This window comes from Bacillus sp. 007/AIA-02/001 (assembly GCF_004634455.1).
Taxonomy (GTDB): domain Bacteria; phylum Bacillota; class Bacilli; order Bacillales; family Bacillaceae_G; genus Bacillus_A; species Bacillus_A cereus.
The window spans coordinates 419,857-440,004 of sequence record NZ_SEIY01000003.1 but is presented as its reverse complement, the minus strand read 5'-3'; the positions used below and the strand labels follow the sequence as shown (position 1 = coordinate 440,004).

Below are 20,148 nucleotides of genomic sequence, written 5' to 3'. Positions count from 1 at the left end.
CCAATCAATAATATACTTGTATTTTACAGTCAATTTATCCTATTACAAGGGGGGGATTTATCCTAGTATAACTACTACTAGGATAAATTGATAAGATAAGGAGTTTTAAAAATGAATAATAAAACAAGGCTTAAAGCTCTGTCGGCATTCTTAAAAGCTAAGCGTGCCCAAATTAGTCCAGAGTCTATTGGTTTGTCTGCCGGAAACCGGAGAAGAACACCTGGGTTACGAAGAGAAGAGGTTGCGCAGTTAGCAGGTGTAAGCACCACTTGGTATACATGGCTAGAGCAAGGAAGAGATATAAAGGTTTCTACAATCGTACTTGATTGTATTTCTAAAGCTTTGCAATTAAATAATGATGAAACAGACTACTTATATGACCTGGCATTCGAAACAAATTCAGAAAGTACAAGTCCAAAAAAGGATCAATCAAAGCTTAGCCCTTCTTTAATACGAATACTAGATGAATTAACATATTGTCCAACTATCATTACGGATCGACATTGCCATATTATGGGCTGGAATCCTGCAGCTGCTCATGTTTTTTTAGATTTTGAACAAATACCAAATGATCAAAGAAATTTGATTCGTTTAGTATTCACTAGAAAAGAGTTAAAAGCATTGGCCGTCAATTGGGAACATTTCGTGAAAGGTTTTCTTGCTATTTTCCGTACCTATTATGGACGCTATTTAGACGATGAATGGTACAGCCAGTTTATTGAAGAAATGAGTCGTTCCTATCCAGAATTCCAGAATTTATGGCAAGAAAGTCAAGTGAGTAAGGCTCCAGACATGATAATTGAATTCAGACATGCTAAAGCAGGCAAAATGCTGTTTAATTTAACTTCTTTTCAAGTTCAAGGTGATATGGATTTACGGTGTAGTATCTATACGCCAGTAGGGGAAACGGATACAGAAAATAAATTAAAGCGATTAATGAAGAGGGTATCCGTTGAAAATTAATAAAGTAAGTTCATTACATTAGCAAAATGATAATGATTACTGAACAAAGTCATTATTCCTTATGGGAAAAAGAGTTAACTTTACTTTTTCCTTTTTGTTCAATGGGTGGATGGCGTTAGTTGAAGGATCATAGAAATGAACAGACTTTTTTATAAAAGAATGAATCAATTAAATAAAGTAAGAGCGTGTTTCGAACAATTTCAGAACACATAGGTCATTTATCTCTTTGTTCTGTACCCATTAAAGATTTCCACAGTACTAGGTCAATCTATCTTGTTTCTCGTACAGAAAAGATAGGACGAGCTCTTTTTTAAACATTTATGACTTAGCCCCCATATCTATCACCCTAACAAAAAAGGTTACCCAAAAACTATCAAAATGAACTTCGGTGCTGTAAAAAACACAAAATTATCGTTTAGGGGCTTCTTTAAAGTCTTAGCTTGATAGCGATGGGGTACCGCCACATTGCTATCAAGCTAAGGCTAAGAAAGGTCAGTTTCAGAAGGGATTTTTTCTTATTCTAAAAACCAGTGCAAATCATTGGGGATTCTGCATATCAAATAAATCCTAACGGGTTTCATTTTTAAAATTAAGCGGCTTAATTATCAGACATGGTCCAATTGTAAACGACACCTAATATATTAAAGACTGTTTTCTCCCTGTATCGATGGGGATTTTCGTCCGTTTCGCTGTAAGAGTTTCAGCAGGCGAAGAAGAATATTTGAAAATCTAATATTTTTTAGAATCGTAACCTTTATAGGTGGAGTTGTATTAGTAAATTCATGATAGCTATAATAAAAATTTTTAAACAATACCAATTAATTTTGTATTTTAAAATTAATACTTGCAAATCCAATACACCTCGTATACAATCTGTATACACATTGTATGCAGATTGTATACGAAATGTAACGAGAGGTGAAAATGATGGCAGAAACATATCGTAAAGCTAAGGTATTAAAATTTCTAGACAAATTACGTGAAATGAAAGAGATGAATATAAAATATTCACAAATGTATTTGATAAACTTAAAAGAATTAATTCCTCATATGGAGAATGATATATTTTTTCTGGAAAATGTAGAAGAAATAGAAGATATTTTAGAAAATCTACAGTTTAAGAAAGAGGAAGAAAATATTGTTTTATCAAGAGAGCAACTCATGTTTTTTAAGGAAGCAACTAATGCTATAACAACAATCAAAGATATCAATATTATTTTAGAAGAAGCTGGAGAGTTTTTTGACTTAGATATTCCTGAAAGAAAAGTGAAATCTGGAATGGTAAATTACAAAATTCAATCCATTGATCCAATGGATATGACTGGTATTAAAAAGCAATATTATATTATGTTAGGGGAAATTGGTGTATCATACCCTGATGGAACAGGCGATGAAGAATTTATAGCGGCTGCAAATAAAGTATTTCTGGAGTATGTTACACATAATGATATTACAAAAGTAGATGATGGTTTTATTGTTTCGCTACCGGTATTTGCTTCTCATCAAGTGATAAAAGATTTAACGAATGCAGATTTAACAGTTCTTGCAATGATTCCTATAAAAGAAAAAGAATAAGAAGTCATAGAAAATAAGTAAATGGCTGAATTGAAAAAGCAAGTATTAGAGATTTTAGAGGAAATATGTGAAACCGATATAATAAAAGAAAGTCCATAAAAAGCTTTGAATTTCTTTAGCAAATAGTTATAATTCATCAAATACAGAAATAGACATACAAAAATACCATCCTTTCCTATGATTCTACAGAAAGAATAGCGTATTTTTTATTTTAGGGGGATTTTTGAAGAAGGAATTAATACAATATGTAAAAATACTCTGCTATCTAGTGAACCGTTTTATACTTTCCGAATAATAGTCAAATAAATAGATGATACTATACTTATATAATCATTATCAGGAGAATCTGCAGATTTGCAGATTCTTTTTTATTTTATCGAAAGTAAACTTTTAGCCAGCAGTTTATTTTCCTACTATTGATTTTTATACGTATTTGGTGAAAAATCAAGGAGCTGCAAAAAAATACTATACCGAAAGTTCGGTATAGTAATGTGCATATCAAAGATCCCACTTTGGTATATCTCCGAAAGAGTCATAAAAATCTATGTTTTTTAATTCAGTTGCAAACTACAAAACTTTTTTTGAAAGAAATGTACATACAAATTATATTTTATTCCATAACTCTCTAACTTTTGTTCATGGTAGTCTGATATTGAAAAAATATAATATTTGGTACGACATCACTTTGTTTTTTTATAAAGTTTTGTAATTAAACTATAATATTGTATTTTTTTTGTATTATTGAAATTAGTAATAATAAAATGTATTATTGAAAAGCACAATTTATAATTCAAGTAATCAGGACTATGCGCCCATTATAATTTGAACATTCAGAAATTATAATATTGTCTAAAAATGAGGTGAGATTCATAGAAACAGTACATATTAAATGGTATGGAATGTATAGTATAAATGATTTTTATAATAGGGAAGAAGCTTCTAAGAAGGGGATATTTGCAATCTCTAGAGTATGTGCTAAGAGTGTAACATTGCTATATATAGGACAAACCAAAAGAAGCTTTATACAAAAGATAAGGGAACTTAATAAGGAGTGGCCTTTCGATGAGAGCGAATTAAAGATTACATTAGGAATAATAGAATTTCCTAGTGGTGAAATTTACTCTGAAAAGAAGGTAAAAGAGATAAAATCCCTTTTGATTTTACGACATACCCCATTAGAAAACGAAACATCTTTATTATACTATAGAGGGAAATTTAATTTAAAAATTATAAATAAGGGAAGAAGAGGTTTAATTGTTAAAAAGCTTTCTACAGGAGATCTAATATGGACATAATTGGAATCACCTTTGAATAAAATTGAAAGTTTCTTAAGTGCAGAAGCTTATCTATTTTTAATGTATTAAACTATTTTGAATAACATATGTCAGATACTTGAAAAAACACAAATTTTATTATGATATGAAATCCTGTATGGAAAGTGTAGTTTATTTCTATTGTTTAATAAAAATATTAAGAATTTTAGGGATAATACATAAAGAGTAGAGGAGAAAGTAAACACGGAGGTTTGAAGAATGGGACAAGTAAGCAGATTTCAAGAAAAACAACAGAATCGTCGTCAAAAGGCAATTTTTAATATTGCATTTACTTTGGTATTAGTGACAGTTGGTATAGTGACATACCAATTGTTTACCCCTTCTAATACATCAACGAAAGCAATTGCTCAAGAAAAGAAAGTAACAAAGATAGAAGAGAAGAAAACTGAAGATAAAGAAACAGCAAAGATAGAAGAGAAGAAAACTGAAGATAAAGAAACAGCAAAGATAGAAGAGAAGAAAATTGAAGATAAAGAAGCAGCACAGCTAGAAGAGAAATCAAAAGCAGAAAAATCGGTAAAAACGAACGGAAATGAAAATAATGAGGAAGAAAAAACGGCATCTCAAGAAAAGGGTTCTCAAACTAATCCTTCTTGGAAGCCAATTGGTACCGAGCAAGGAGCAAAACCTGAAATGAAATTTAAAGAAGGAACAGTAGATTGGAGTGAGATGAAAAAAGCAATTTCTTATGCTGTTGATGTTCCAGAGAGCCAATTGATTTTCGATTTTATTGGGAATAATGGTAATAATAAAGCCTACGGTAATGTACGAGATAAGCAAAATAATAAAAAATATAAGGTTAATATTGATTGGGTAGAAAATCAGGGGTGGAAACCAGTATCTGTACAAGTGGTAAGATAAATAATAGAAATGTAATGATGTAAATCAGCTGTCCATATGGACAGCTGATTATTTTTTTTGCTTAGCGTATTTTTTTGAAAATGCTGGTGGTACCTCGTTGAGAAACATGAATTAAATCTATATTTTGTTTTATTTACCTCACTACTTTATCCATAACTTCTTTATATTTATAATAGTAATTAGTTTCAAATAAATAGTTGTAGGGAAGAAAATGTTCCTTGTAAGTAGTAAGCATCCTTTGCAATTTTACTTTATAATTATTTATAAAAAAGAAAAGACACCCTAAGGTGCCTTCCTTCGACTTGAACCATCTTAATTTTAATAATATATTGGACTCCCATCCAAATATTATTTTACCATGTTAAATTGTTTTATTCATTGAGAAATATAGTTTCATTTTATATTTAAAAGAATTCTATAGGCTAGAACCACCTATTAATTAGGGGGAACTGACATGTTAAGCTAATATTATAGTACTTCTAGAACGGAAATTTTTTTAAATATGTATACGAGCCACATACCAAAAAAAAGACACTCTCAAGAGTGCCTCTCCTTAGCAGCCGAATCCGCCGCCCCAACAGCTAGCGCCAACGATGATTAATAAGATGAAGAGCACAACAAGTAAGGCAAATCCGCCGCCGAAACCACAGCCTCCACCACAACTACCGCCATAGCCCATATTAACTCCTCCTTCCATAAAGACCATTTATTAATGGATTTAATTTAATTTATGTTTTTAAGGATGAATGGAGCAGGTCCTTAAAAAAATAAAAGGATTTTAGAAGTTAAAAAGAGTTGACGACCTTATTTTTGTCACCGGTATCCCGCCTTCTACATATTGTATTTTATTCTGTGTATTGGGGGAAGGAGGATCTTATGGCTAATTCTGAGATGATTTTACGTTTACTTACGGATTTAAAGATTGAACAACAATTGCTGAAAGAACAGTTAGAGAAAATGCAAACAGCTGTGACTATTCTTGAAGAAAAATCAGTGACGCTTAAAGAAAAACCAGCGACGCTTAAAGAAAAAACAATGACTCCTGAAGAAAAACCATCTGTTACAAAGCAAAGAGCTTTTTCTGGACGCCCAACATCTTTTCGTGATTGGAGAGCATCTAGTCAAAAAAATTAGGGAATGTTATGTGAAATGATAAATGAAAAAGTACAGTCTGCTGTAGAAAAGACTGTACTTTTTTATGTTAGTAGAGAATGTTAAGGGAGACGTATTTATTTTGCCTATTCCAATTCCACTTTTAATTGGAGCTCTTTATCTAACTTATCATTATTAAATTTTAAAGTTAATCCTCGCGTGTTTTTCGGTACATCGAATACAATGTTTCCGTCCGAATGTTCATCAGGGTTAACAATACCAAATTTAAATGTAGACGTATTTGCAGCTTTAAGTACGGATTGATATTCATTAGAAATGTGATATTCTCTTCCAAATCCATCAATTAATTTAAAGTTGTTAATATCTAGTGTAATGGGTTCTTCTTTACGATTATAAACTGCGATGTCTAATACTTTAAAGACACCTTGTGCTTTAACTTCTCCAGTCCCTATAACATCTAATGACTCGGCAGATCCCATTGACATGTATACATCAGAGGAATCTACATTGGTAGGAAGTTCTTTTTGCGAATCCTTGCTACTAAGTTTGTCATTCTCTGTTTTTTTAGAAGTCGCCTGCTCATTTTTTGCAGGCGCATCATGTGAACTGCAAGCTGATACTCCAAACAAGAATGTGCTACATAATAATGGGGCTAATAACTTTTTGTTCATCGTTTCTTCCTTCCAAAATAGAAGCACTTTAATGAGTGCTATATATTTGTCTTTATATGTATTACATTTTATATCTTATTATATTAATTTTGGAAGGAAAAGGGAAAATATTGTGCATTTCTCTGATTCGAGTTATTTATCCCGCTATTTGCCGGGCAGTAAGACCCCCACTTAAAAATTCAGCGAAAGCAAAGAAGTTAGGTGGGGGCTGATTAAAGTTTCACTTTATCCGTCTAAAAGTTGAAATTAAAATGAGCCCCATAAATGATAAACCATTCCACTAACAAAAAACACTAATCCTAAAAATAAAACAATTAAAGCAAGTATTCCATTTTTATTATGTTCCATAAAATTAGCTCCTTTTTCATTTACTTACATACAAAAAGCCTCTAGTCGTAATTATGGCTAAAGGCTGTGGTCATTATACTTTTGTGGTCAATATTACTTTATTTAGCTGTATCTGAGTAGTATTCCTCAGCACGAAACTCTTTAATAAGTGATATTTCATTTGTATCTGGATTAAACTTAAATATTTTAATTTGATTTGATTCGTCTTTGTATGCAAATGTATTCTCACCAACTTGGGTCATATTGCTGGTGTTTAAGATAGGATTGCTACCGTGATCAGTAATTTCTACAGTTTTCTCCCGGTCCCAAAACGCAATGACAATAATCAAAATGATAAGACATACCCGTATAAAACGTAATTCTCTTGCAACAGGATGTTCCATCTGTTAGTCTCCTTTACTGTTTGATAGAGTCTGTTTATAAAAGAGATAATTCCAATTTCCAATGAATATAAATAAAAAAGACACCGTAAAGTGTCTTTTTTATTTTAGTTATGCGCATTACTTAATAAGACGCTAGTTCCTCAGTCTGGCTATGAGTAACTATGTAGGGTAATTCCATTATAACATTTTAACCATTAATGGGTCTATATGGAATTTTGTTGATTTTCTTTTTGATTATTCAGAATTACTTACCAAGTATTTGGATGAGGAAAGCAGTGAGACAGAAGCGACTAAACTTGTTTTAGAAGAGTGTCTTTTTTGTATCATTGTGAGTAGAGTGTAGAGTTATATTTCCCTTTACACAAACATAACGGTATAATATAGTTAAGTTAAGTAAACTTAACTATTAAGCAAAACGAAATAAAAGCATGGAGGATGCTATGACTAGAACGTATAAAGAAGTAATTAATGAAATGAATCGAGCCTATACGGAACTCTATATTTTACTATTTCAAGATTTAAAGGATGAGTTCGGTCTTACTGGGCAGCAAGAGAGCATGTTATTTCATATTCATTTAAATGAAAACACGACAGCAAATAACATTGCGAGTACGTTTAATATAACGAAAAGTGCCGTTAGCCAAGTTTTATCGAAATTGGAGAAACAGAAGATGATTTCAAAACAAGTAAACCCTAATAATAAACGGGAGTATTTTCTTACACTTGGTCCAAACGGTAGTAAGTATATAGAACGGTTGTCTGAGTTAGATGATGTATTAATTGAGAAATATTTCTCTAAAATCGATATAAACGCCCTAGAGCAAATGACAGATACGTTAACGAAAATAAATAAAGTGATATTGGAAGAAAAGCAGAAGGATCTTGATTGTAATGAGTAAGAACTTAGATGAAGCATTAGTAGAAAGGAGGAGAAGCGTGTGATGAGTTACATACCAAATATGATTACGATAGCAAATTTTGTGTGTGGGCTTTTGGCTATTCACGCTGTTTTCGTTCACGATATGCATGGTGCAGTTATGTTCATTATTACAGGTATGGTATTTGATCTGTTTGATGGTATGGTCGCTCGGAAACTAGATGCTGCTTCGGAAATAGGCGGAGAGTTAGACTCATTTGCGGATTTAGTGACCTTCGGTGTGGCACCATCTATTCTTGCCTATAGTGTCGCTTTAAAAGATTTGCAGTTTATCGGGATGATATGTGCGCTCGCTTATAGTATTTGCGGAATGCTGCGGCTTGCTAGATTTAACACGCAACAAAGCAAACTCCCAACATTCATCGGAATGCCCATTCCATTTGCGGCAATGTGTCTCCTCATTTTATGCCTCCTAAATAACCCAGTTTCCGTGGCATTTGGCACATGCGTACTCGCTTATTTAATGGTGAGCAAAATCAAATTCCCTCATTTTAAAAAAGATATATCGGAAAGCTTGAAGTCCGAAAGATGGGATTAATAGGAAAGATAAGGAGCATAATATGATTCGTATGGCATTAAGATCATTCAACATACAAATATATTGTTTATTAGGCGTGATGTTATTGGGATGGTTGCTGACACCTTTTCCAGCCCAGTTTGTAGGGATAAGCATCGGCCTTTTAGTGAGTATGTACTGCGCCTGGATTTTAGGAAGGCGTATCGAAAAGTTCGGAAATAGCATCGTAAAAAAAGAAAAAGCACCAATGCTCGGCATGATGAATCGGTTTGCAGCCGCCATACTCGGTGCGATTATTATGTATGAAATTGAACACAGTGAGTACATGTGGACATTTGCAGCTGGAATTATGGGTGGGTATTTCCTGATTATTATTAATTTGGGCTATTACAGTATGAGGGATGAGAAGAAATAAAGTGCTGTGTAAATAACTAATTTGGATGATTTGAATGTAAAAGCCTCAAAACTTTCTTTTCTAGAGAGCTTTTTATTACAAAGAAAAGACACCCATATAAGAGTGTCTTTTCCAATAGTTTTTTAGCAGAAGCAAGAAGCTCCAACAATGATTAATAAAATAAACAATACAACTAGTAAAGCAAAGCCGCCGCCACAACCACTACTACAACTACCACCAAATCCCATAATAGTTCCTCCTTTAATAAGAGGGGAAAACAAGGGGTCACTCATGTATTTTAATGGATTCAACTTACTTTATGTTTTTTACACAATAATTGAGCAGGTCCATTTGCAAATAAAGAAAAGACACCCTAAGGTGCCTTCCTCCGACTTGAACCATCTTAATTTTAATAATATTGGACTCCTGTCCGAATATTATTTTACCATGTTAAGTTGTTTTGTAAAATGTTCCATATCGATAATTGCAATAAACGTTTTAGTTTTGGAGTTATGTATCTGTCTAAACGTTGAAATTAATAAAAGTCCGATTGGTGAGGGCTGATTAAAGTTTCACTTTATCGAATTTGGAACTGAAAATGTACTAGCTTGATAATGAAGCCTGGCTATTAGAATTGAAAAATTTTAGTTTTATTATAATTAATAGAAATGAGAGTAGTGTGAATATAAAGCCGCTCCAAATAAGCTGGTGAATACCTAAGTTTGAAATGAACCAGCCTCCAATAGTGGTTCCTAAAGTAATTCCGAGATTTGAGAACGAAACGAATAGACTGTTACCAAATTCAGGTGCTTCTTTAGCTTCACTTATTAACCATGTTTGACCAACAATTAATCCACCAGCATGTACGATTCCCCAAATGAATACTATAAAAATCATTGGAACAAGGTAGGAACCTAAATAATAAACCAATATGTAAACAATAGAATATAGAATAGGGAATGATATTACAGTGTTTATTATGCTTTTTTGCAGGAGACCACCAAATAAATGATTACCTAAAATCATAACTATACCAAATATGAATAGCATGATACTGATGAGAGATCCATTCATGGAAGTTACTTTTGCAAGGTACTCGGCGAAGTAGCTGTATACGGAAAACATGGCTGCAAAAAGGAATGTGACGGTTAAAATATTTAACCATAATCCTGGTTTGCCGAGTATACGAATTTGTTTGCCGAAAGACATTTTTTCTTTAACAGGCATAGAAGGAAGTAGGAGTAGTATTCCAATGAATGCAAGAGTGTTAACGAATGCTCCGAATAAGAAAGCCATTTCGAGTGAAAATTGGTCTGCAAGGTAAGAGGTTAGTGGTATACCTAAAGCGAAACCAACAGTAATTCCCATGAAAACTTTTGTAACTGCTTGACCGCTCTTTTCTGGAGGGACAAGTTTAGCAGCTGTTACAAGAGCGATTGAAAAGAAGAGTGGATGAAGCGCTGCCGGTAAAATACGAAAAACAAGCATGACTTCAAATTGTGTTGTATAAGCGTAGATTAAATTTGAAATAACAAATGTGAAAATTGCTGTTAATAAAATTATTTTGCGATTAATACTAGAGACGAGCAGAATTAAAAACGGACCAGAAATAGCAACAACTAGTGCAAATATACTTACTAAAAATCCAGCTTGTGTAGTTGAAATTCCGAACTTTTCAGTGATTTGTGGTAATACGCCGACAATACCCATCTCGGTAGTAATAATTCCGAACACACCTATTGCGAGTGTCAGAATAAGTAAAGGATTTACTTTTTTCATTTATAAAACTCTCCATTCGTATCAGTATTTTGAAAGTAAATTCATTAACAAAGAAGCATTATTATAAGCATGATTGGATGCCAATATTATCAGGAGTATGTAATCTGAAATACAATAACAGATATCTAAATAACTAGATATGATATATTAAAAAAAATTCTCCTTTCGATGTTTCTTGCTTTTACAGGCAGTGCAATTTATAAGAAGTCATTGGATACCTGTAAAAAAGCAGAATGTGTGAAAGCTAATAATCAATTAGTATGCTGATTGATTATTAGCTTTCATTTTATAATTCGTTTTGGACGTATTCAGAAAACTCTCGTATTGTTTTTTCATTTCGACGATAGTAGGTCCATTTTCCAATTCGGTCAGACTCTAGTAAGCCTGCTTTTTTCATAGTTAATAAATAACTAGAAATAACCGATTGAGCTAAGCCAGTTTTAAGCTGGATATCTCCTACACATACTCCAACTTGAAAGTTAAGGTCTTGTTCTAGGTAAGGTTTTTCGTCGAAATGGTTTTCTGGATTTTTTAACCATGATAAAATTTGACATCTTGTTTCATTTGACAATGCTTTATAAATTAATAAAGGTTCCATAATGATATTATATCTACTTTTATAGATTTGTAAATGGGTTTTAGTGATTTTAAGGGAAGAAGGTATAGTTGATCCCCTTGAATAGGAATAAGATGCTCTTGATTTGTACCCTTTGTAAAGGACATTATAAAAAAAATCGGTAACCTAAAAAAGATGATTTCTGTATGCAAACAGGAGTCATCTTCTGTACATTCTATTGATAGCAAGAGTGATTATAGTACGTCATATATTTCTTAATTTCATGTTTTAACTGAACAAACGATTCACATGATTTTATATATGCTTCATCGGTTAAAGTATTACGAGGATTACGTGCAAAAATGATAATATTGTTAAGTGTAAGCATACTGTTGCCTAGCTATCAATGGTGGATTCCTAAGAAGAGTAATAATAAAACCCAACTGAAGATTTAAGAAAAATTTTATGTTTACCCCACTTTTTATTTTAAAAGTTTCTCCTATCCTATAAACAACAAAGTCATAGATGAAATTGTAAAGTTAGGGGATTCTACATGGATACAGGAGTTTTGATGAGTTATTTGTATACTTATTTTTTTACTATTATGTTTTGTATTGTGTTTCAAATTGGATTTTATTTTAAAGCGAAAAGAACTATATCTATTCTGCATTTTTTGTGGGTATATGTTTTTCTATTCTACCTTTCGCTAGTGTATAGGGTGACGCAGATCGCGACTGTATGGGATATAAGTAGATATGAAACGTGGATTCGTGTAAGTCAAATCAACTTGACTCTATTTGATACGGCAGGTAGTACGACGTATCTTTTGAACATTGTACTGTTTATGCCATTAGGTTTTTTATTACCGACTATTTGGTCGCAGTTTAGAAAAATGAAAAACACCGTATGTGCGGGATTCTTTTTTTCATTGGCAATTGAGTTAAACCAATTATTAAATAATAGAATTACAGATATTGATGATGTATTTACGAATACCCTTGGGGCAATTGTGGGGTATGTAATATATAGAGTTTTATTTAAAATGATATGTAAAAGAGAGGAAAAAAGGCTTGATACGAACTCTTCTTTAGTTATAAAATACGAGGCTGTTTTTTGTTTAGTTTTTTCATTTGTAGGTGCGATGTTCATTTATTATCCTGGAGACATGTAAGCCGGCGATCTATTCTAGTTCTTCTCGCTTATACACGGTAAAATATGAATTGTTCATCCTTTTTTCTAACTTAATAGATACAGTTTATGTATGACATGATAGGCAGGTGTAAATGTGTTAAATGTTCAATTATCTCAATACTTACTAAAAGAGTCTAAACCAGCTCTTCATACAGATGAAAAACGAGTGTATATGTTAAAAGATGAAGGGCAATCACCGTATCCTATTTATTTAAATCACCCTATTATGATAGGAGTGGGAACGAATTTGAATCAGCATACAGGATTTGAAGAAATCATTAAAGGATTTATAGGCGCACATAACAAATTTCCTATGTATATGTTATTTGAAACTTATTTATGTAGAGACTTTATTGAAGGGTTTTTAGAAGAGAATAAACTTCATTTTGAGCTAGTTTTTACTAATAAGAAAAAGGATACGAACTTTTTTAAAGTGTGCATTACCAATAGTGATGATATAACCACACTTATGAAGTATTTCTTCCAATCAGCACAAGATTCTCTCTATACGCTATTAAGCTATTCAGCAGACTGTAAGATTATCAGTAATCGTACTGGTGGGATTGAAATAAAAGCGGACAGTTTCTATCCAAGCTTTTCATTTATGTATGATGCGCAAGAATTATTTATTATTGGTGGAGAAGAAAAATGGTCTGATATCCATTATATAAAAAGATTTTTCCATCTTGAGCAGATTACAGATGAGCTAATTATTGATTTAAGAAAATGAGAGACGAGAGAGAATAAATGAAAAAACCCTCAAGTATAGAACGACATACTTGAGGGTTTTTATGTATGAAGAAGGGCCTTGTATCATATATTTTATTCGTCGTTGCATGTAAGTCATTCGGTTTATAAAAACAATGTGCTAAAGAGAGTAAAGAAGGCTTTTCTATTTTTCCCGAGAATGAAAAGAAATATATAATCTAATTTTCGTGAATGTAATAAGGAGGCAGTAAAATTTGAACAGGAAAATTTGGTTTGTAGTTACTTGTTTTGCATTTTTAGTAGCTAGTTATATTGTTGTCCAATATTTTATTATGGATGGATTTCAAACAGGGCTTGTAAAAGTGAAGCTTATGTTTGGATCTAAATTAAGTGCGTTCTGGTATATGATGCTATTTATACATATTACAACTAGTATAGTAGCATTAGTAATTGGTCCTTTTACATTATCCACTAGATTTAGAGAAAGGAATATCAACCGTCATCGAATAATTGGGAGAATCTATATGGTTGGTATATTATTAGGAGGCGTTTCTGGACTATACCTATCTTTTTATGCTACGGGAGGATTGGTAGCGAAGCTAGGTTTCGGTTTGTTATCTGTATTTTGGCTAACATCAGCATATCAAGCGTTACATGGAGTTAAGAATAAAAAAATTAAAGAGCATCGGAATTGGATGATTAGAAATTATTCTTTAACCTTTGGAGCAGTTACATTAAGAATTTGGCTACCGTTGTTTATCGTTCTATTTGGAATAGAGCGTTTTGAACTTAGTTACGCTATTATTGCTTGGTTAGCGTGGGTACCCAATTTAATTGTTGCAGAATTATTCATAAGAAAAAGACTTAATAAAGGAAAATACAAAGGAAATGAGGATTTACATTTTTAATGTAAATTTGCTGTAATATTGAGGGCAGAATTCTTCAGTAATTGAATTTTTAAATAGCTGGATTTCGTTTGTAGATTCAAAAATCCGCTAATTTTATTGAATAAATAGAAAATACTTTCTTTTTTCGTTTATTTAATTTAATATCAATAAGGGCACCAAAAAAATAGATAGAGGTGCTAAAATGTACGGTATTATTAATTATGAAGTGTTTTTACTAACAGGAATTTTATTGAATTTAATTCCTGGTGCAGACACCATGTACATTGTGGGGAGAAGTATTTCACAAGGTAGAAAAGCAGGTGTGTATTCTGTGTTTGGTATTATTACTGGTTCTTTAGTTCATACGTTGTTGGTTGCTTTTGGTTTATCTATTATACTTACAAAATCCATTGTGCTATTTAACACTATTAAGGTTATAGGTGTTATCTATCTTGTATATTTAGGGATTAAAATGATACTTGATAAGACGAATGTAGCTTTCCAGGCCTCGTCCAATAAATTGAACATTAGAAAAATATATATACAAGGGCTTTTAACAAGTCTTACGAATCCAAAAGTCTCTTTATTCTTTATTGCGTTTCTTCCGCAATTTATAGATACAAAGGCTTCAGGTCCTATGCCTTTTATCATTTTAGGACTTACTTTTACAGTAACTGGACTATTATGGTGTTTATTTGTTGCTTATTTCTCTTCATATGTTACAAAAAAATTAAGAGGAAACCAAAAGGTAGGAATGATTCTAAATAAGATAACAGGACTGATTTTTATTGGTATGGGGTTAAAGTTGCTTCAAACAAAAGCTCCTCAATAAACCTGAATAACATAAAAATGCCCCCTTTCAAGAGATGTAATCTTAGGTTTAGGCTAATTTCTACATACTAAAAAGTCCCTTTAACTTTGAAGGGACTTTTTGCTTGTTATTTTGAGTTATTTAAAAATTTATTGCAAGAAACAACCTATACTTTAATTGACGTTGTGCGAGTTTAGCTTGATAGCAATGGGGTAAGCACAGCGGATATTTCAAGGTGAGGAATGATGCAGAGTTTTAAATATTTAAACGTGATGGCATATGGAAAGTAGGAGAAGTTGCCTTTCAATAAATATACGTATACAAATAGGATGGCCAATTGAAGCCATCCTATTTGTATTACCAACTAGCAGTTTCCGTACTTTCCTTCAACCACTTCACCCAATCCAAATCTTTTACCTTAAGCAAACTGAGCGAAACACCTTTCATATCTAAAGAAGTTAGCAATGTACCAACTTTTACGAATGTAATCTGTAATCCTTCCAGCTCACATAAACGGCGAATGTCATTTGCGAAAATGTATTGCTCCATTAATGGAGTTGCGCCGAGTCCGTTAATAAGGATGGCAAAGTTGTCTCCTTTTCTCCAGCGATAAATGCTTTTAAGTTTGTTCATTAGTTCGATCGCTAATATTTCAGAAGAGGATAGTGCTTCTTTACGGTAACCTTTTTCGCCGTGGATACCAACGCCATAAAAGACTTCATCTTCGTTTAATGTGAATGAAGCTTTTCCTTTCACTGGATTGTTTGCAGGTGAAAGAGCAACTCCTAATGTGTGTAAGTTTTCTGTAACAGAACGGCCAATTGTCGTTAGTTCTTCTAAAGAATGACCTTCAAGAGCAGCCGCACCAAGTATTTTTTGAATGAAAACAGTACCAGCAACGCCGCGTCTTCTTTTATTAAAAGAAGCATCATCTTCAATTGAAACGTCGTCATTTACGATGATATGGTCAATTTTTCTTCCTTCTTCTTTAGCGATCTGCTCAGCCGCTAGAAAGTTCTCAACGTCATCTTTAAAGTTTTTAATGATGAATAAAATACTTTTATCTTTTGGCATGAGGCGAGTAGCCGCTACAATTTGTTCCACTGTAGGCGGAGTGAAAATGCTGCCGTTTACTGCCGCTGTAAGCATACCTTTTCCTACATAGCCAATATCAGCGGGTTCATGTCCGCTACCACCGCCGCTTATAATCGCGACGTTTTGCTTTAGTTTTTCGATATCCTTTACATAAATGATGTTATTTGTTTCGTCGTAATTTACTTTGTCGTTATGTTCAAAATAAAAGCCATGCAGCATATCTTGAACGATATGTTGTACATCATTCATAATCTTTTTCATTGCTTTTGCCACCCTTTAATTACTTTGCTGATTGCTCAAGTAATAGTAGTAATTGATTGTTTATCATATTTTTCATAAGAGAAGACATAATGGAAGGATCTACTTCGCACTTGCTTTCAATCCAATCTTTTATTGTTCCAACGAAGCCGTGACTATAAAAGGAGGCAATCGTATTTTTTGTCTCATCAGAAAGGCTGAATCCACAGCTTACAGATAGTTCATCAATAATCTTCATATATAAGTTTTTCGTATGCTCAAATAAATAGTGATTAAACGAGTTTTGCTCAATAACTTTAAAAGCATTTCGGTAAAATTTTTGATTTTCATAAAAGTAATCAAATAATAAATCAAAAATGTTTTCCCATTTTTCATAATCGAGAAAGTCTATAATATTTTCTTTCGTTTCTTCTCTATAAATCCAGCTTAATAGTTCAAATTTATCTTTAAAATGATAATAAAAAGTTTGCCTACGCATTTGACAGTGTAACATAATATCGCTCACTGATATTTTATGAAACGACTCTGTTTCCATTAAATATTTCAATGAGTTCGCGATTATCTTTTTAGAAATTATAGAAGAGGTCATCTGAATCATCCCTAGAATGTTAGTAATATAAAAATCCTATCTATAAATGAGAGCGGTGTCTTTAGACAGATTGTCCATTTTGTCCGTTTACTATAAAACGCTTTCATTTTAACATGAGTAGTAAGAAGAAGATTTCAAATATATCACAATATATTAAAGGAATTGAGGGATAATCACAATGAAAAAGATTATAAACAAACCAGAAACATTAGTAATGGAAATGTGTAACGGAATGGTTATGGCTCACCCAGAGCTTGAACTTTTGAAAAAATATAAAGTGATTAAGAAGAAAGAAATGAACGAAAACAAAGTAACGTTAATTAGTGGCGGCGGTAGTGGCCATGAGCCGGCACATGCAGGATTAGTCGGAAAAGGAATGTTAGATGCGGCGGTGTGCGGAGATGTTTTTGCTTCTCCTTCACAAATTCAGGTATATCAAGCAATTAAAGAAACAGCTAGTAAAAAAGGTACGTTATTAATTATTAAAAATTATAGCGGCGATATTATGAATTTCAAAAACGGTGCGCATTTAGCGACGGAAGATGGAATTGAAGTCGACTACGTCAAAGTGGACGATGATATTGCGGTAGAAGATAGTCTGTATACAGTAGGACGCCGCGGCGTTGCAGGAGTTATTTTAGTTCATAAAATTGCCGGCGCAGCAGCGGAAGCAGGTATGGATTTAGGAGCGGTGAAAGCTGTCGCAGAAAAAGCAGCGGCTAACGTGCGCACAATTGGTTTAGCGTTAACGTCTTGTACAGTTCCAGCGAGCGGATCACCTACTTTCACACTTGCGGAAGATGAAATGGAATACGGCGTAGGTATTCACGGCGAGCCAGGAATTAAGCGTGAAAAAATGTTGTCAGCAGATGAACTAGCTAACCGTATGACAAACGATCTTGTAAAAGATTTAGGAGTAAAAGATGGCGAGGAAATCGCACTTCTAGTTAACGGTTTTGGCGGAACACCACTGCAGGAACTTTACTTATTTAACAATGCAGTGACGCGAGAATTAGCTGCTAGAAACATTAAAATTAATAGAGTATTCGTCGGCAACTATATGACGAGTATCGATATGGCTGGTATGTCTTTAACTGTAATGAAGTTAGATGATGAGTTAAAAACATTACTATCGAAAGAATGTAACACACCAGCGTTTAAAGTAGATGGACCAGTTGAAAGTGTGGAGTATGTAAATGTACTTGAAGAAACAGAAGAGAAGGAAGTTTCATTTGAACTAGAAACGGCGGAAGAACACGCTGTTATTAAAGATAATGTCATTACATTAAACAACATGATTTATCTCGTTGATAAAATGAGCGATATTATCATTAAAAATGAAGTACCATTCTGTGAGTTAGACACGCACGCTGGTGACGGCGATTTCGGAATGAGTGTAGCAAAAGGATTTAAGCAATTAAAACGTGAGTGGCATTCTATTGTAGATCAAGAGAACGTAACAATCGGATCATTCCTTGATGGTTGCTCCATGATTATTATGGAACATTGCGGCGGCGCTTCTGGTCCAATTTGGGGCGGTGCATTCCGCGCAGCTAGTAAAGCAGCAGGCGAGAAGCGTGAGTTAACAGTGAAAGAATTCGCTGAAATACTGCAAGCAGCACTGCAAGGCATCCAATCGATCGGTGAAAGATCATTCGGCAGAGGAGCAGTAGTTGGTGACAAAACGCTTGTTGACGCACTTGCTCCATGTGTAGACTCTTGGTTAGATAGCGCCTCAAACGAAGTAGACGTAAAAACTGCCTTTGAAAAAGGTGCAGAAGCAGCGGTTAAAGGAGCAGAGTACACGAAAGAAATCGTAGCTCGCATGGGCCGCGCTGGTACAGTTGGCGAAAGAAGTTTAGGATACCCTGATGCAGGTGCACATGCGCTTGGAGTTATCTTTACGGAGATTGCGGGTAGTTTGAAATAGGAATTGGAAAGTCCCTCTGCCTTAAGGTGGAGGGATTTTTCTGTAGTTTTCGAGAATAATAGTATGTGTCTTTTTGTATCACCAAAAACGACCGATTTTGGTGATACAGAAGGACATAAATCTCGTTTTTTGTTATGTCTTCATTTACAACGGTTTTCAAAGGAGATATTCTTAGTAAGAAATTATATTGAAAAGGGGTTTTGATTGTATATGATGAAGCTTATTAATCGCTAATTAAAATTCAAACGAATTTTATACTGTAAAAGGTCAAATTAAGGATAATTCCTTGATTTTATTTGTTATACCCTTTTACTAGTAGCGGTTAGAAGACATTATATCTTATCAAAAAATTTCATGTTATTTCACGATATCTATTTTTTCGGGATAGGTGTATTTATAATAGACAAAAATTTGACCATGAGAAGATGTTTCTTCTTGTGGTCTTTTTTTGTCGTTTTTTGATTCCGGAAGCATGTTTCTATGCCGTTACACCTATTATAAGGCGGAGTAGATTGTTGTAAGAAATATACACTCTTTTTAGGAAAATATAATAAAAAATGGAGGATTTATCATGAATGAATATCAATTAATTAGTGACTACAAGCAAAATGAAAAATATAAGGAAAGTTTTAATGACCTTGCAAAACATGTATTTGAATTGGATTTTAAAGGATGGTATGACAGGGGCTGTTGGAATGATAACTATATTTGCTATTCTTATGTGGATGGAGATAAAGTCATCGCAAATACATCTATTAATAAAATGAATGTAATCTCTAACGGTAAGGGATATAAAGCAATTCAATTGGGTACAGTGATGACACATCCGGATTATAGACATCAAGGTTTAGCGACTAAATTAATGAATCATATCATTAAAAAATACGAGAAGGATTATGATTTTATATACTTATTCGCGAATGATACGGTGTTAGAATTTTATCCTAAATTTGGTTTTGAAAAGGTGCAAGAAAATAGCTTCAGCTTGAAGGTTTCAAATATGATACGTCAAATAGACAAAAAGTACGATTTACGAAAGTTAGATGTTAATAATCAGGCTGATTTTGAGCTGATGAAGGAATATGAAGCCGAAAGAATTCCGGTGTCTTCTAGATTAGGTTTGAAAAATAGTAACATTATTCACTTTAATATGTTAATTATTTTTTGTTGTCTTGTTAGTTAAAGGGGTACTTAGTACAAAAAATAGCCGTAGATAGTAGCACGAACACTGTTCTTGTTATAATTAAT

General features: G+C 33.2%; 22 protein-coding genes and 1 pseudogene. 14 read left to right on the top strand and 9 right to left on the bottom strand.

Annotation, left to right across the window (positions count from 1 at the left end):
• Positions 1-111: 111 nt before the first annotated feature.
• The 4 genes from ES895_RS11530 to ES895_RS11510 all read left to right on the top strand — a co-directional run bounded on the left by ES895_RS11530 (position 112) and on the right by ES895_RS11510 (position 4,733).
• Positions 112-963: a helix-turn-helix transcriptional regulator gene (locus ES895_RS11530; RefSeq protein ID WP_135238352.1), complete on the top strand. Its 852-nt coding sequence runs from the start codon at positions 112-114 to the stop codon at positions 961-963.
• Positions 964-1,887: 924 nt separating this feature from the next.
• Positions 1,888-2,538, top strand: a complete 651-nt coding sequence (locus ES895_RS11520) for a glycoside hydrolase family 18 protein (protein WP_135238351.1) — start codon at positions 1,888-1,890, stop codon at positions 2,536-2,538.
• Positions 2,539-3,398: 860 nt separating this feature from the next.
• On the top strand, positions 3,399-3,833 hold the full coding sequence (locus ES895_RS11515) for a hypothetical protein (protein ID WP_002100802.1): 435 nt from the start codon (positions 3,399-3,401) through the stop codon (positions 3,831-3,833).
• Between the two features lie 237 nt (positions 3,834-4,070).
• Positions 4,071-4,733 (top strand): YrrS family protein, encoded by a 663-nt coding sequence (locus tag ES895_RS11510; RefSeq protein ID WP_016090139.1) that lies wholly within the window; start codon positions 4,071-4,073, stop codon positions 4,731-4,733.
• 553 nt (positions 4,734-5,286) lie between these two features.
• Here ES895_RS11510 and ES895_RS11505 read toward each other — a convergent pair.
• Positions 5,287-5,412 (bottom strand): YjcZ family sporulation protein, encoded by a 126-nt coding sequence (locus ES895_RS11505; protein WP_000540377.1) that lies wholly within the window; start codon positions 5,410-5,412, stop codon positions 5,287-5,289.
• Between the two features lie 197 nt (positions 5,413-5,609).
• On the opposite strand from ES895_RS11505, the gene ES895_RS11500 reads away from it, so the two are divergent.
• On the top strand, positions 5,610-5,867 hold the full coding sequence (locus ES895_RS11500; RefSeq protein ID WP_000013694.1) for a hypothetical protein: 258 nt from the start codon (positions 5,610-5,612) through the stop codon (positions 5,865-5,867).
• Positions 5,868-5,971: 104 nt separating this feature from the next.
• Here ES895_RS11500 and ES895_RS11495 read toward each other — a convergent pair whose 3' ends face one another.
• Both ES895_RS11495 and ES895_RS11490 read right to left on the bottom strand, forming a co-directional pair.
• Positions 5,972-6,517: a DUF4352 domain-containing protein gene (locus ES895_RS11495; RefSeq protein ID WP_065704710.1), complete on the bottom strand. Its 546-nt coding sequence runs from the start codon at positions 6,515-6,517 to the stop codon at positions 5,972-5,974.
• Positions 6,518-6,963: 446 nt separating this feature from the next.
• A complete protein-coding gene (locus tag ES895_RS11490; protein WP_000400968.1) occupies positions 6,964-7,248 on the bottom strand; it encodes a YmzC family protein in 285 nt (94 codons plus the stop codon).
• A gap of 440 nt (positions 7,249-7,688) precedes the next feature.
• Between ES895_RS11490 and ES895_RS11485 the strand changes: the two genes are divergently transcribed.
• The 3 genes from ES895_RS11485 to ES895_RS11475 are packed head-to-tail and all read left to right on the top strand — an operon-like array spanning position 7,689 to position 9,117.
• Positions 7,689-8,147, top strand: a complete 459-nt coding sequence (locus ES895_RS11485) for a MarR family winged helix-turn-helix transcriptional regulator (RefSeq protein ID WP_065704709.1) — start codon at positions 7,689-7,691, stop codon at positions 8,145-8,147.
• Between the two features lie 42 nt (positions 8,148-8,189).
• A complete protein-coding gene (pssA, locus tag ES895_RS11480; RefSeq protein ID WP_002060853.1) occupies positions 8,190-8,723 on the top strand; it encodes a CDP-diacylglycerol--serine O-phosphatidyltransferase in 534 nt (177 codons plus the stop codon).
• 22 nt (positions 8,724-8,745) lie between these two features.
• Positions 8,746-9,117 carry an ATP synthase subunit I gene (locus ES895_RS11475; RefSeq protein ID WP_000620583.1) on the top strand — a complete coding sequence of 124 codons (372 nt, stop codon included), beginning with the start codon at positions 8,746-8,748 and terminating at the stop codon, positions 9,115-9,117.
• Positions 9,118-9,239: 122 nt separating this feature from the next.
• Here the strand turns inward: ES895_RS11475 and ES895_RS11470 are convergent, their stop codons facing one another.
• From ES895_RS11470 to ES895_RS11455, 4 genes and pseudogenes are all read right to left on the bottom strand, one after another.
• Positions 9,240-9,344 (bottom strand): YjcZ family sporulation protein, encoded by a 105-nt coding sequence (locus ES895_RS11470; RefSeq protein ID WP_000505689.1) that lies wholly within the window; start codon positions 9,342-9,344, stop codon positions 9,240-9,242.
• Between the two features lie 355 nt (positions 9,345-9,699).
• A complete protein-coding gene (locus ES895_RS11465; RefSeq protein WP_000757550.1) occupies positions 9,700-10,875 on the bottom strand; it encodes an MFS transporter in 1,176 nt (391 codons plus the stop codon).
• 286 nt (positions 10,876-11,161) lie between these two features.
• Positions 11,162-11,473, bottom strand: a complete 312-nt coding sequence (locus ES895_RS11460; RefSeq protein WP_000433539.1) for an ArsR/SmtB family transcription factor — start codon at positions 11,471-11,473, stop codon at positions 11,162-11,164.
• A 193-nt stretch (positions 11,474-11,666) separates the two neighbouring features.
• Positions 11,667-11,768: pseudogene (locus ES895_RS11455) on the bottom strand (TetR family transcriptional regulator); the annotation flags it as partial.
• Between the two features lie 216 nt (positions 11,769-11,984).
• Between ES895_RS11455 and ES895_RS11450 the strand changes: the two are divergent.
• From ES895_RS11450 to ES895_RS11435, 4 genes are all read left to right on the top strand, one after another.
• A complete protein-coding gene (locus tag ES895_RS11450; protein ID WP_065704703.1) occupies positions 11,985-12,602 on the top strand; it encodes a VanZ family protein in 618 nt (205 codons plus the stop codon).
• Between the two features lie 114 nt (positions 12,603-12,716).
• On the top strand, positions 12,717-13,352 hold the full coding sequence (locus tag ES895_RS11445; RefSeq protein WP_000935784.1) for a hypothetical protein: 636 nt from the start codon (positions 12,717-12,719) through the stop codon (positions 13,350-13,352).
• 232 nt (positions 13,353-13,584) lie between these two features.
• Positions 13,585-14,238, top strand: coding sequence for a DUF2306 domain-containing protein (locus ES895_RS11440; protein WP_001080302.1), 654 nt, complete (start codon positions 13,585-13,587; stop codon positions 14,236-14,238).
• A 181-nt stretch (positions 14,239-14,419) separates the two neighbouring features.
• Positions 14,420-15,049, top strand: coding sequence for a LysE family translocator (locus ES895_RS11435; protein ID WP_000274247.1), 630 nt, complete (start codon positions 14,420-14,422; stop codon positions 15,047-15,049).
• A gap of 336 nt (positions 15,050-15,385) precedes the next feature.
• On the opposite strand, the gene dhaQ is transcribed toward ES895_RS11435, so the two are convergent.
• Both dhaQ and dhaS read right to left on the bottom strand, forming a co-directional pair.
• Entirely contained in the window at positions 15,386-16,384 is a 999-nt protein-coding gene (gene dhaQ, locus ES895_RS11430; RefSeq protein WP_135238350.1) for a DhaKLM operon coactivator DhaQ, read from the bottom strand.
• A gap of 19 nt (positions 16,385-16,403) precedes the next feature.
• Complete coding sequence (gene dhaS, locus ES895_RS11425; RefSeq protein ID WP_000204212.1) at positions 16,404-16,970, bottom strand: dihydroxyacetone kinase transcriptional activator DhaS; 567 nt, start codon at positions 16,968-16,970, stop codon at positions 16,404-16,406.
• 178 nt (positions 16,971-17,148) lie between these two features.
• Here dhaS and dhaK point away from each other — a divergent pair, with 178 nt between their 5' ends.
• Positions 17,149-18,900 carry a dihydroxyacetone kinase subunit DhaK gene (gene dhaK, locus ES895_RS11415; RefSeq protein WP_000720739.1) on the top strand — a complete coding sequence of 584 codons (1,752 nt, stop codon included), beginning with the start codon at positions 17,149-17,151 and terminating at the stop codon, positions 18,898-18,900.
• Positions 18,901-19,471: 571 nt separating this feature from the next.
• Positions 19,472-20,083 carry a GNAT family N-acetyltransferase gene (locus ES895_RS11410; protein ID WP_001008207.1) on the top strand — a complete coding sequence of 204 codons (612 nt, stop codon included), beginning with the start codon at positions 19,472-19,474 and terminating at the stop codon, positions 20,081-20,083.
• Positions 20,084-20,148: the final 65 nt, after the last annotated feature.

Excerpts from the sequence above, each read along its gene's own strand:
- ES895_RS11460 (WP_000433539.1), bottom strand. The coding sequence starts at position 11,473 with ATGGAACCTTTATTAATTTATAAAGCATTGTCAAATGAAACAAGATGT.
- ES895_RS11485 (WP_065704709.1), top strand. The coding sequence starts at position 7,689 with ATGACTAGAACGTATAAAGAAGTAATTAATGAAATGAATCGAGCCTAT.
- ES895_RS11410 (WP_001008207.1), top strand. The coding sequence starts at position 19,472 with ATGAATGAATATCAATTAATTAGTGACTACAAGCAAAATGAAAAATAT.
- ES895_RS11520 (WP_135238351.1), top strand. The coding sequence starts at position 1,888 with ATGATGGCAGAAACATATCGTAAAGCTAAGGTATTAAAATTTCTAGAC.
- dhaK (WP_000720739.1), top strand. The coding sequence starts at position 17,149 with ATGAAAAAGATTATAAACAAACCAGAAACATTAGTAATGGAAATGTGT.
- dhaS (WP_000204212.1), bottom strand. The coding sequence starts at position 16,970 with ATGACCTCTTCTATAATTTCTAAAAAGATAATCGCGAACTCATTGAAA.
- ES895_RS11530 (WP_135238352.1), top strand. The coding sequence starts at position 112 with ATGAATAATAAAACAAGGCTTAAAGCTCTGTCGGCATTCTTAAAAGCT.
- ES895_RS11510 (WP_016090139.1), top strand. The coding sequence starts at position 4,071 with ATGGGACAAGTAAGCAGATTTCAAGAAAAACAACAGAATCGTCGTCAA.
- ES895_RS11450 (WP_065704703.1), top strand. The coding sequence starts at position 11,985 with ATGGATACAGGAGTTTTGATGAGTTATTTGTATACTTATTTTTTTACT.
- pssA (WP_002060853.1), top strand. The coding sequence starts at position 8,190 with ATGAGTTACATACCAAATATGATTACGATAGCAAATTTTGTGTGTGGG.
- ES895_RS11500 (WP_000013694.1), top strand. The coding sequence starts at position 5,610 with ATGGCTAATTCTGAGATGATTTTACGTTTACTTACGGATTTAAAGATT.
- ES895_RS11475 (WP_000620583.1), top strand. The coding sequence starts at position 8,746 with ATGATTCGTATGGCATTAAGATCATTCAACATACAAATATATTGTTTA.
- ES895_RS11490 (WP_000400968.1), bottom strand. The coding sequence starts at position 7,248 with ATGGAACATCCTGTTGCAAGAGAATTACGTTTTATACGGGTATGTCTT.
- ES895_RS11465 (WP_000757550.1), bottom strand. The coding sequence starts at position 10,875 with ATGAAAAAAGTAAATCCTTTACTTATTCTGACACTCGCAATAGGTGTG.
- dhaQ (WP_135238350.1), bottom strand. The coding sequence starts at position 16,384 with ATGAAAAAGATTATGAATGATGTACAACATATCGTTCAAGATATGCTG.
- ES895_RS11505 (WP_000540377.1), bottom strand. The coding sequence starts at position 5,412 with ATGGGCTATGGCGGTAGTTGTGGTGGAGGCTGTGGTTTCGGCGGCGGA.
- ES895_RS11470 (WP_000505689.1), bottom strand. The coding sequence starts at position 9,344 with ATGGGATTTGGTGGTAGTTGTAGTAGTGGTTGTGGCGGCGGCTTTGCT.
- ES895_RS11435 (WP_000274247.1), top strand. The coding sequence starts at position 14,420 with ATGTACGGTATTATTAATTATGAAGTGTTTTTACTAACAGGAATTTTA.
- ES895_RS11495 (WP_065704710.1), bottom strand. The coding sequence starts at position 6,517 with ATGAACAAAAAGTTATTAGCCCCATTATTATGTAGCACATTCTTGTTT.